Source organism: Gammaproteobacteria bacterium (genome assembly GCA_013816845.1).
Classification (GTDB): domain Bacteria; phylum Pseudomonadota; class Gammaproteobacteria; order DSM-16500; family DSM-16500; genus Aquicella.
In genome coordinates this window covers 338497-351089 of the sequence record JACDDU010000002.1, presented here as the reverse complement: position 1 = coordinate 351089, position 12593 = coordinate 338497, and the positions used below count along the sequence as shown (strand labels likewise).

The 12593-nt window shown below is 35.2% G+C and carries 9 protein-coding genes; 4 read left to right on the top strand and 5 right to left on the bottom strand.

Annotated features, from left to right (window positions below; all coding sequences use genetic code 11):
• Window position 1: 1 nt before the first annotated feature.
• From H0W64_05295 to H0W64_05285, 3 genes are all read left to right on the top strand, one after another.
• A complete protein-coding gene (locus H0W64_05295) occupies window positions 2-583 on the top strand; it encodes a hypothetical protein (protein MBA3661117.1) in 582 nt (193 codons plus the stop codon).
• A gap of 264 nt (window positions 584-847) precedes the next feature.
• Window positions 848-1936: a TraB/GumN family protein gene (locus H0W64_05290; GenBank protein ID MBA3661116.1), complete on the top strand. Its 1089-nt coding sequence runs from the start codon at window positions 848-850 to the stop codon at window positions 1934-1936.
• Between the two features lie 454 nt (window positions 1937-2390).
• A complete protein-coding gene (locus H0W64_05285) occupies window positions 2391-3035 on the top strand; it encodes a GNAT family N-acetyltransferase (GenBank protein ID MBA3661115.1) in 645 nt (214 codons plus the stop codon).
• Between the two features lie 26 nt (window positions 3036-3061).
• Here H0W64_05285 and H0W64_05280 read toward each other — a convergent pair whose 3' ends face one another.
• Window positions 3062-3952 carry an EamA family transporter gene (locus H0W64_05280; GenBank protein ID MBA3661114.1) on the bottom strand — a complete coding sequence of 297 codons (891 nt, stop codon included), beginning with the start codon at window positions 3950-3952 and terminating at the stop codon, window positions 3062-3064.
• A 234-nt stretch (window positions 3953-4186) separates the two neighbouring features.
• Window positions 4187-4477, bottom strand: coding sequence for a hypothetical protein (locus tag H0W64_05275; protein MBA3661113.1), 291 nt, complete (start codon window positions 4475-4477; stop codon window positions 4187-4189).
• A 196-nt stretch (window positions 4478-4673) separates the two neighbouring features.
• On the opposite strand from H0W64_05275, the gene H0W64_05270 reads away from it, so the two are divergent.
• The gene (locus tag H0W64_05270; protein ID MBA3661112.1) at window positions 4674-5816 is read left to right on the top strand and encodes a hypothetical protein; all 1143 of its coding nucleotides are present in this window, start codon (window positions 4674-4676) and stop codon (window positions 5814-5816) included.
• 10 nt (window positions 5817-5826) lie between these two features.
• Here the strand turns inward: H0W64_05270 and H0W64_05265 are convergent, their stop codons facing one another.
• The 3 genes from H0W64_05265 to H0W64_05255 all read right to left on the bottom strand — a co-directional run bounded on the left by H0W64_05265 (window position 5827) and on the right by H0W64_05255 (window position 12410).
• Window positions 5827-7242: a hypothetical protein gene (locus tag H0W64_05265; protein ID MBA3661111.1), complete on the bottom strand. Its 1416-nt coding sequence runs from the start codon at window positions 7240-7242 to the stop codon at window positions 5827-5829.
• A 76-nt stretch (window positions 7243-7318) separates the two neighbouring features.
• A complete protein-coding gene (locus tag H0W64_05260) occupies window positions 7319-9448 on the bottom strand; it encodes a catalase (GenBank protein MBA3661110.1) in 2130 nt (709 codons plus the stop codon).
• Window positions 9449-9647: 199 nt separating this feature from the next.
• Window positions 9648-12410, bottom strand: coding sequence for a protein kinase family protein (locus H0W64_05255; GenBank protein MBA3661109.1), 2763 nt, complete (start codon window positions 12408-12410; stop codon window positions 9648-9650).
• Window positions 12411-12593: the final 183 nt, after the last annotated feature.

Sequence of the window (12593 nt, the reverse complement as noted above, 5' to 3'; positions counted from 1 at the left end):
GATGAAAAATACTGATAAAAAAATGCAAAGAATTATCAGGTATAAAATAAATGATATCAATGGTTTTATACTCACTTACGTTGCCGTATCTAGAATTATGCAACAAGTTATGAACAGCACGCTAAGAAAGATCAAATTATTTCAAAGTAAATATCGGTGGATTTTAACCAAAAAAGGAACATATATGGCATCAACGGATCTATTATTAAGTTTATTTAGGCCTTACATTATTAATTTATCAAAAAAGGAAATCCTTTTGCTGGAGCTAGTTTTTTTTATTTACCTCTATCAAGAGTTAACAGTATGGTGCCATGAGCATGGTTCAGTGGAGAATTCTATGATAAGTAGTTTAACAATTAGTAAGTTAGTAAACGATCTTTTAATTAACAACGAATACTCGCTTGAGGGTTTAGCGAGTTACACGGGATACCCCCAGGATGTTATCTATGATTTAGCTGCGGGTGTAAATTCTGAGCCTACACTAGTTTTGTCAGCAAAAATTATTGAGCTTCATTCAATTGCGCGGCGAGAAGTTTATAATGATTTAGTTCATAAGGCACTTACCAAATTTATCAACACTTAAAAATTTGATTTTAATTTAGCAAATAAACGATTGCGTGGTTTTTGACTTTTAAATCTTCAGAAAAACTAAATGTATAAATGAAAGAACCATGCAATTAATTTGAGGAAATCAATTAACATAATAAGAATATTTACAAGAAGTAGAAGTGGTAAAGTTAAGAAATTTTTAATCTAAATATTCCATCAGGGGCTAAATAATCTTATTATGCTTAATCTTTGTGTGTATAGGTCTGAGAATTCAATTTACATTTTAAGGGAAAAAATAATGCAAACCCGGGAAAATATTTTTTATAGAATAGTAAAAGACAATAAGATAAATTATCTCTTAGGCACGATACCTTGCCGAGATGCGGATAGCATTGCTTTATCTAGTGTCGCAAAGCATGCATTTGAACATGCTGATCGTGTGGGTTTTGAATGCAGCAGTGACCATGATGAAATAACTAGTGTATATGATAGTTTAATTAAAGAGTGGTTTAACGATCATAAAAAAGAAATCATTCCTTTTGAAATTGAGGATGAATATCGTGACAAGATGATTGAATTATTTGCTTACAAAGCAAAGTGTAGCAAAGAAAAACTATCAGCTATTTTTGATAAGATGAAAAGTACCACCCCGCCCTTTAGCCTTCTTTGGCAAGCTTGTTTAATATTAAGACAAAAAAATCTTGGATTAACAGACGGTCCTCATTTAGAACTTCTATTGTTAAACCAAGCCAACAAATTGAAAAAACCTATTATCTATCTAAATTCGCTTGAAAGTGAATTAAGTAATATTTTTGGTTTAGAATTTAATTATCAGCAGCAACTAGAAGTTTTTATGGATCAAATTAAAGCCGTGCTGGTGAGTGAAGCTGTGATGAAAGCTAAAGCAAATAAATTAAGCCAATTTTATCAAGAAGGTGACCTTCAAGGGATTAATGAATTACTTTTTCATGATATTGAGAAGAGTCATTCTGAAATTACCAAACAAATATTGAATAGCATTTCTAATGATCGCGATTTGATTTATGCAGATAAAATTACTGAATATTTTCAGTCAGGTAATTCTTTTATTGCAATAGGTGCATGTCATTTGACACGCGTTATTGAACTTTTAAAAAAACAAGGTTTTACGGTAAATAATATTAAGGAAGGACCTCGCGTTTACCCTATCCAACACAGTGATACAGCTAAAATTGCAGCTCCACTATCAATTTTAGCTAATAATTCTTTATTTCATCGTTTTAAAAAAGATGCCATTAATGTACAGTCACGCCTCAATCAACATCTTACAGCATTTAATGAGCAAGGAAAAAATACTGATGTATTAAGTTGCGAACCCCAACCAAACCGTTACCTTACTAAGTCTTAATGACTCAATACAAATTAAACATCACGGGTTCAAAGATGTCTGGAAGTGTTGAAGATATGATAGGCGCGCAAGAATTAATGAACCTATCACGTGTCATAGCATGAAATACATTTGAAATATTTTTATATCAGGCACAGTCAAGTTCATCATTACAACATAAACGTTCAGATCATTTTGGCTGAACGTTTATCCACGTAAAACGACTTATCATCCACATTGTTCACAGCTAGATATAATTTTATTCATATAAGATCACCTTAAGTGACCCCTCAAAGTTGCACCATCATTAAACGATTAATCTTCCTTCTTCTTTTTTTCTATAAATAAATCCAAGTTAGTTATCACAAAGCAAAGCGTACTGATTTACTGTCTAACGGTTTATTTAGCTTGAAAGTTAATCACATTCACATTAAATTAACGCTCACCTACCATGGGAATATTAAGGAATATACACGTGAGTGAAATTAAATTTACCGTTGATGAAAAAACAGGAAGATTAGATGTTACCATCGATACAGCCCGGTTACATTTAGAATCAATTAACACAACTTATTGTGATGATATTGTTAAACTGTGTAATGACCCGGTTGTAATGATGAAAAATGCTGATGGACTTCCCTGGTCTATTGAGGATACAAAACACATGGTTGTATACTGGGCCGCCCAATGGAATAGAAATAATCCTTTAAGTGATTTTGCTGTTTCAAAAAATGATGGTGGGAAAGAATTTATTGGCATAGTCGGTCTAGTTCATACGCCTTATCCAGGTGAAGCAGATGTGGGATATCTTTTTAATAAATCTGCCTGGGGACAACGTTATGGCACTGAAGCAGTATCAGCCCTAGTCAAAGAATACGTCCCTGAAATAATCAAACATAATTATCAAATAGGGGGCGAACCGCTTTCAGTTTTGACGGCAGATGCGCATACAGATAATGTGGCTTCCGTCAAAATATTAGAAGGTGTTGGTTTAAAAAAAGTCGCTGAGAAAAATAAATACGGGTATCCACATTTCTTTTTCTCGATGAAAACAGCAGATCTTGTTAAACCTACTATAAGTGCGGAAAAAGATTTTCAACCTACCAGGCTGAGTGCTTAACTAAGCATCTCGCTACTTAATGAAATCTATTCGTTAAGACTTGCAGGGCTTATTATAGATCTTGAGCGAAACAAACCTAGATTGATTACTAAGCCTGCAATAACTAAAAATCCTGCCGTTAATTTCCAAGTTTGTAACGGTTCATCTAATATTAAAACTGAAGTTAAAACACCTACAATAGGGACCAGCAAAGTAAAAGGTACGATTAACCCAACTCGATGACGGCTTAACAGCCAATTCCATATACCATATCCAATCCAAGTTGATGCAAAAACGATATAAAATAATGAAGTTAACCCAAGCCATGTTACATGTTGGTAAGTCGTTAATATATTTTTTGGACCTTCAATAATAAATGATAAGAATAAAGTCGGAAAACACGCAACGAAACTTCCCCAGATAACTAAAACAAACATATTCATATTATCAGCTCGTTTAGTTATAAGGTTACCAATCCCCCACGATGCCGCAGCAGCTAAAATAAAAATAAATCCTGTTAATGAAACATGACTATCAAAATGCATTGCTACAACGCCAATACCGAGAAAGGAAATACATGCGCCTATAACCTGCCAAATTCGCGGCATTTCGTTTAGCAAAAGGGCTGCGAAAAACATACTAAAAAATACTTGGACTTGCATAATTAATGATGCCATGCCTGGGGTCATTCCTGCACGCATACCGATGAATAAAAATAAAAATTGCATGGCAAACATGACTAATCCATACAAAGCAACGATTCTAAATTGGCCGGCTGGTAGTTTAATAAAAAAAATAGCTGGCACGCTTGCTAAGAAAAAACGAGTAGCGCAAAGTAGTAAGGGAGAAATCTCGTCAAGACTCAATTTAACAAAAAGAAAATTAACACCCCAAATAATAACAACAAGTAAAACTAATAAAACATGAGTAATAGGCATGATGATTTTAAGTATAAGTTATAAGATAAAAAAGGATTTTAGCATAGGGTATAAGACTTGACCAACCTGATTATTTTTTTACCTCTTCTTTTTTCGTTGTACAAGCACTGTAAGTTATAATCTAAACCACAAGGTAAGCATAGATTATTGATTATAGTGGTTATTTTCATCGAGATCCCTGACGAGTAAATCAAGATTCATGCGACTGAGAATGAAATCAACTCATTATAGCTTTCATTTAAGTTGAGAACGTCGTGAAGTTAATACCGGCTCTTTAAACTCTTTAAATAAACTAATCAAAAGTTGTTCTTGTTGAGGGTTTAAAGACAAAGCATTTTTCTCTATACGATAACTTTGTATTTGCTTAATTAAATTCAAACTATAGGGGGCATTATAAACATCATCTGTCGATAATAAAAATTTTCTTTGTATGAAGTTAGAAAATCGAGTTCTTTCCTGATTAGAAAGTTGACTGATTATTTGCGTCATGGTTTTGTGAGATGATTTGGAAAAAAAATCCATCATGAATTCCTTTTTTAATAAGCACGCTTAACTCCAAAGAATTGTAATTTACTTTGTTAGCATGTATCAAGAGACAACCTGTCGCCAATTAACTTGAAATACCTATTACCAAGGACTATTATTTCATTCCAAAATCATTATAAGCGTATATCAAATTATGCCGCAGTCTCCTTTTGATCTATTACCAAATGACATTTACATGACAATTTTTTCTCTTCTTCCGATCCATAACTTAGTCTTGCTAGAAAGGGTTAACAAAAAGTTTCAAAATCTCGCAAAGAAACCGACGCTATGGCAACCCATTTTGCAGAAACAATTTTTATCGAATCCCCCTTTAGATGAAAGTGCAAGAAACTATTTTGCTAAACTCACCGCAGCAAAAAAATATTTGCTTAACAAATGGCTTGAGCATGCCCTCCTCAATAAAATATTTAAACTAACTTCAAATCGCGATGAGGTTTTAGAAAGAATAAAAAATGAAGTTGGAGAATATAGCCCTGAACCTGACTACAGTGTTTTACAAAAAATTGCTACAACTTATAATTTAAATAATAACTTGGATGCTTTAAATCATTGTTTTCAGATAGCTTTATCGAGTGTACTCTCCCTATTGCCTGGTACGTTAACGCAGGACGCAATTGATTTACTCACTTTTATCAGTTCACATAAACGTTTAGGTTTTGTGATGGGCTCTCATAAGCTACCTTTGGATCCAATCACAATAGATCGCTTTAAAGAACTTATCGGTGATAATATTGATTTTGAGCCCAAAAAATATAACCTGCTTGCTCAAGCTATTTTATCCCTGCTGGCATCGATGTGTAGCATTATCAATAATGATTTTTTTAATTTAATCTTGCACAAACAGCCTGCGCTTGCGCAAGTAAAATTGGCAAAAAAGGATGGCTGCTCCTTGTTACATATTGCAATTGAAAATGGACAATACGAAAAAGCCAAAAATTTAATTGAGATGGGTGCCGATGTAAACTTAGTTGATGTTAAGATAACTTCTAAAATGCAAAGTAAAAACCCTCTCTACAATACATTCAATTCTTTATACCCTTCCCCCTTACATCTAGCCTTAGAAACCATGAGGAATGATGCAGACCAGCAAATCAAATTTATTGAATATCTTTTAGCGAAGGGAGCCAATCCGCAACTTGAATGTCTGGATCGTGATACGGACCGAATGGATAGCACGCCTTTGATGTTATGTATGGAAATACAAAAGATGATTGATCATAAAAGTGCCCATCATGCTCGCGTATTTGAAATGTGTCAGAAAGTTATTCATGCCGCAGATCAATTCAATCACTCCACGCGAATGTCATTGACAACGTAATTGACGAATATTAACGCATTTGAATTTCACCCACTTTGACATCAAAAGGTAAGCGATATAACCCACGATCCATACCATAATTTAACCGATTAATAATAGAAGTCGGATAATCGAGTGACAAGTAATCATCTTTCGAGCGGTAATAAGCGCCCACATATGCAAATCCATCGACGTTTCGATACATTTTACCTACTGCTTCTTCAATGGATCTTCCAGCACCTGTGATGACCGCTAAATTCCAATCAACGCCTACGGTTACTAATTTACCGCGTTGATTGCGGCGAACATCCCAAAGCCACAAATCTTTCTCAATATCCGGACGATAGTCGATGGCAATATCGGCTGATACTTGTTCAGTATCTTCATCACGGCTTAAATTAAATAAACGCACAGATGTTGCTACCGTCCCTAAAGTGAAAGGGGATTCTTTTCTAACAATTTTTTCAAAAAATTTAGTTGCAGAACCGGTTAAGGCTAATTCAGTGAAAATTGAATTATATCCTGGACGATTTGAACAAAATTCACCAAAATACATTTTTCCATCGCGACGATTAATTAAAACCGAAGCATCCCAAATGAATAATCCTTTATGTTGGCGGGCCATGGCATCGACAATGGGTGGAAAGCAAATTCGGTTAATGCGATCATCAAGTTCAGTTGGAAAAATTAAATCTTCTGAACAGCCCGTTTGAATGGAAATATTACCACTGCCAAAGGATTTATTTTCAAAATTCATCGTGGTGGCTAGGGGAACGCCATCGTAATAAATTTTTTCCGGCGTTAATTCTATAATGGAGGGAATAAATAGTTCTAAAATAAAACCCATACGCTCATATTTTTGAGGGAAATTATTTAACATTTCTATAATTTGCCCCTTGGCGAAAACCGCATCTTTCATGGTTGGAACAAACGTTTTTGCATGATCACTTTTACCTTTAAGCACCCAAATTTCATTAGTTTCTTTTAAAAAAGCGATAGCTTCAGCAACTTTTGAAAATTCTTTAACTAAGGGAGTATTTAATTTTTGATAATGTGTTTTAACAAATTCTTTTGCATGTTCGCGATCGATTTCAAATAGATAATCTTCCTTGGTAGGAAAATTTCCATGAAAATCAAGATCGCGTACTTTATCAGCCCAACGATACAAATTATTTTCTTCAAAAAAAAGAAAATATTCCTGAGGATTCTTGACTTGTCGTAGTTGTTCAATAACACGATTGGCAGGTTGCAACTTGACCATGTTTTTAAAAAGTTTAAGGCGTCTGTCGCGCAATACATCACTTTCTGTTGCGCGCTTTACCTCTTCTTCCATGACATATTCTTTAATGTCTTCGATTTGTCCTACAATGACTTCATTCCCTTCTTGTTGCAATCGGTAAGCTATCGGTAAGCTGAGTCCACTATAAGTAATAAAAACATATTTCATCACAAAGACCTTCATGTTATACATCGTAATATTTTCAACTAAACCTAATCTCAATATATCCTGGCAAAAATTAATTTCATCCTCTATCCCAATATCGTAACGCTGTACATTGTTTTATAAATCGATCAGCATTCGCTTTTTCTAAAAGAATACAACCTTGGTCAAGTAGATCTATAAGGCCGGCTTGCTGAAATAAAGGGAGTGATGATGCGACGTAACCAATAAACTTGTGATGATAGAATGCATCTACGATAAAATCGCGTGTTGAAGGAAATTGTAAAAGTGCATCGATGCCTTTCTTTGCAACAATTAAAACCACTGCATCATACAATACAGATGGTCCACCATTAATTTGTTGATTGACTTCAATTTCAGTACCATCACTTGCTCGTATGCCACTAATTTTTGGGGCAATCACTTCAAATGAAGCTTTAATTTTTTTAAGGACTTTTTTAATATCAGTTAAAACCTTGATATCCGCTCCTTCTGACACAAGAATGCCTAATTTTCTTCCTGTAAAGGTATGAGGGGCATTTGCAAGTATGCTAAGCGCAGGTGACTTTTTCAATTGGGTGTTAGTAACCCTTAAGCTTTGTGCAGGTTTCGGCAACTTTGCTAACCCTAAATTTTGTGCAACTGCTGTAGCAAGCTCATTATCTATATTCATTAAGTGAGACACCATGCGCTCGCGAATGATCGGTCTTTCAACTTTACTTAATTCGAACACCAGTGCATTGATAATGTGTTGTTGTTCCCGTGTCGTTTGGCTAATGAAAAATTGACGAGCTTGACTGTAGTGATCGGCAAATGTTTCAGAACGAATGCGTTGCTTTTCACCCTGCTCTTCGGCTGGATAAGAATGGAAACCTCGCAGAGGATTTTCACGCGGTCCGCCTTCTTTACCCCAAGAATTAGGTTCATAGTTTGCTCGACCTTTAGGGTTTGTCATTGCCATATGCCCATCTTGCTGAAAAAGGTGCATAGGACATTTGGGTGCATTAATGGGAATATGGGTAAAATTGGGGCTTCCCAATCGTTTTAATTGCGTATCAAGGTAAGAAAAGTTACGTCCCTGCAAGAGTGGATCGTTAGTAAAATCAATACCAGGAACAATATTTTGGGTACAAAAAGCAACTTGCTCGGTTTCTGCAAAAAAATTATCAACACGGCGATTTAAAACTAAACGCCCAACTTTACGAATGGGCACTTCTTCTTCAGGAATGAATTTCGTCGCATCTAAGACATCAAAAGCAAATCGTTTCGTAAAAGACTCATCAAATAATTGTAAGCCAAGTTCCCATTCGGGAAATTCCCCTTTAGCAATGGCATCCCAAAGATCACGACGATGAAAATCAGGATCAGCACCATTGATTTTTACCGCTTCATTCCATAAAACAGATTGCATACCTAAAAGTGGTTTCCAATGGAATTTGACGAAAGTCGATTTACCATTTTGATTAACAAAGCGAAAAGTGTGCACTCCAAAGCCTTCCATGAATCGAAAAGAACGAGGAATAGCACGGTCAGACATAATCCACATCACCATATTCATGCTTTCAGGCATCAATGAAATGAAATCCCAAAAATTATCATGCGCAGTTTGAGCTTGTGGAAAATCAGAATCAGGCTCTGCTTTTGCTGCATGGATGAGATCAGGAAATTTCATCGCATCTTGGATGAAAAAAACAGGTATATTGTTTCCAACTAAATCCCAATTTCCTTCTTTGGTATAAAATTTTACGGCAAAACCACGGACATCGCGCGCAAGATCAGGCGATCCTTTATTGCCAGCTACAGTTGAGAAACGCACGAATACTGGTGTTTTTTCATTTTTTCTTTGGAAGAGATCAGCGGCTGTAATATCAGTAAGGGAATCATACGTTTGAAAATATCCATGCGCACCATACCCCCGCGCATGGACGACACGTTCAGGAATACGCTCATGATCAAAGTGAAATATTTTTTCGCGGAAATGAAAATCTTCTAATGTGCTTGGACCTCGGGAACCGATTTTAAGGGTATTTTGATCATCGGAAACCGGCACACCTTGTTGTGTCGTGAGTGTAGGAATGCCAGATTGAACAATTTGATGGGTTTCATCTCCTTCCCCAACCTGAACGACTTGATCCACAAATTGAAGTGTTTTATTATTTTTTGTTGGTTTGGTTAAGACTCTGGATTTAGCTGATTGTGATTTTTTCTTCATGACTTATCCCTATTTCTGGTATTCAATAAAGCAGCTCTTCCGGAGCCTAAGTAGTGTAAATTTTAACATAATTAAACAGAGAATAGCGACCGGACAAATAGGGCCTCACTGTTTATGGAAGCGGTTAATGTTATTGAGTGAGGATCACCTTCATTAACCCTCACTATGCGCCTAAACGGTTCACTTCCTTATGTGAACCTTATTTATTTAAAACAAAAGCTTGTTTGAAAGATTCATCACTTGCAAACTTATCAAAATATTTTTCGGTAGACGTTTTATTAATGGAAAAATATTTTAAATTAGCAGTGATGCCTTTTAACTTTTCACTTTCCTGTTGACCGATTTTTTTAATTTGGTTAAGTGCTTCAGTATGTGATTTGGTTTTGTCAGAAACCTCAAAAATCTCATGAATTTGTTTCGATACACCTTGCGGAACGAAAAACACTTCTGAGCCTAACTTCATGTTAACACGGCTTTCAAACAAGCCAAATGACCACTGTGTTTTTTTGATTGCATCTTTAATATTTCTTAAAGCGCCTTTTGCTGCAAGGTCATCTGGAGTGAATATTAACTTTTCTAACGCTACTCTTTCGTCACTGTTTAATTGCGACTTAATGGTTCGCCAATAAGCAGAATAATTACTTCGCAATTCTTTTAATTGCCTTTCATTCAATATATCGGTAATAAATAAAAACCGGTCTTTCGGGGGTAACTGAGTAAGAACGTAAGAGACGTAGCATCCTGAAGCAGTGTCCATATCCTTATGTGAAACCAGATCATAAAAGGGCGTCGCCAAAGCAGGATTGTTAATTAAAACTTCAAACCAATGCGTAAGATTTTTCTCTTTAAGCAAAGCAATAGTTTGATAAAAATAATATGAATCGTTAAATGATGCATAGGCTTGCTTATCGAGCCGTCCGTTTTCATATAAAATGATAAAGCCTTGAAAGCGTTGTTGATTATTACCAAGCGCATATAACACAGCTCTAAGCGTGTCGTCAGCCAGCATTTCTTCAGTAAGTCCATCCTTAAATTTATAATTCATGATTTGTGACAGTTGATAAAAGAAAATATTATTTGATAAAATTTGGGTATAAAATTTTTCCATTTTCAGTGAATGTAATTGCAAAATGATATCACGCATCTCAGCATTAAATATAATTTTACCTAATTCCTTTTTATGATTGACGCCTGCTTTAAGCAAAATATTAATCGCCTTACATAAAACAGGGGAGGCAATTATCTCGGCTAATTTAAAATCATCCATATTGATGTGATAACAGTTAATAATTGCATCTGCACTATCGGGATAATCGATGAGAATCTTATAAGATAAATTATTATATAAAATTGATAATGTTGAAATAATAGTAACTGCTTCAACCAGTTTTTTACTTTCACAGACTTTCAGCAAATCATGGTAGGAATATGTATTTGACCGCACCAAGTCAATCAGCGTTTTAAGTGTATCTTGATTCTGGATGGTAGCAAGCGCAGAACATAAGATGGGGTTCATGATAAGCGACAAGTAATAGTTTTCTATATAATTGCTTTCTAAAAGTAAAGTCATTTTAACGAGACTTTCATTTTTATCATCAAGTAACGACAGGATGTATTCATTTAAATTCTGTGCGCCAAATATGGTAATTGCTTTCGCTAAAGAAGGATCTTTAATGACCCTTTGGTAATATTGTTCTAAATGTAAATCTTTCAGATAGAGCATGGCACACACCATCTCATGTGTAGAAGCTACTTTAATAACTGCCTTAAGCGCTTCATCATCTTTATAAGCATCCAACAAGAAAATTTTGTTTGTCGTATTAAGGGCTGCTATTAATTTAATGGCGTTAGTGTCGCGCAAATATTTTTCTATCTCCTTTTGTCGTCCGGCAAAATACAAAGCGGTGATTGCAAGTGTTATTTCTTTGTCATTTCGTATTTGCTCATATGACATACTAAGATTAAGTTTCGCTGCAATTAATAAGGCACAAAGCATGACCGCATTAGTTTCATCCGTGCTTGAGTCTGGTGGTGAATTAAGAATGGCATAGGTATTAATGTAGGGATCGAGTTTTGTCTTGATTAATTGCGCTTCAGTCAAGATACTTGCTGGCCTTAAAATTGCAGGTAAACGTATAAAACCACTTTTACAATAAAATGCTTCTGGCATGTATAATATACGCTTTAGGGCAATGATATCGTACTGCTCTAAAGTTAAGGGATGACCACTTATTTCATTTGCCACGTAGGCCGTCGCACCCGTTGCACTTTTCCCTAATTTTTTGGGAAATTTCTTAGAGAATCCAAAGTCAATGAGATGAACATGACCTGCTTCATCAATCGTTACATTATCTAACTTTAAATCCAAATGCGCATAAGGCGTATGCGTTACAGAGGCAAGTCCCGTATGTAATCGATAAAGTTGCCAACAGATTTGAATGGCTATTTCTAATCGTCGTTCAGCAGTTAAATTGTATGGATGAATATTAATAAATTGATTAATATTCGAGCCTAAATATTCAATAGTTGTGTAAAATTTCGAATCAAATAGTGAGTTATTGTCCCCACCGGTTGAAGACAAATTATATATTCGCTTATTCGCGCCTGCAGAAAGATATAAATCATTTAATATTTCTGCTTCGACCCGATCCTCGCTTTCCCGCTTACCCACTTTGATAATTAAAGATGTGTTATCTTCACTTTTTGCATACTTAACTTTTCCAATGCTACCAAAATGGATGGTTGAATCACTCCCCTGCGCTAGGGCATAAATAGTGCCGTTTATTTTAATAAAAGAATGCGTTGTTTGGTACGAAGTAGAAGGTATTGACTCCATTCTAGCGGTTAGGCTGTTATTTTTATCTTGATAAAATGAATAGGGTAATTTACTTCCATCTGGGCGATGGTCTAAATAACGGTGAGCGATCTTCCATTCATCAAGGGGCACATTAAATTGCAGCATTCGAATACTCCTGGTTTTAATTTTACAGCACAGGCATAAGATGAAATTGAATAGCGATTAATCAGCTTATCCAGTTCACACTTTTATATTTTTAAGTATTTTCTAACTACTATAACGTTTGAGTCAATGAACATCTAATAAAGATGTAGCTAAGCTTTCCGCAGCTTTTTAAATTTTTAAAAA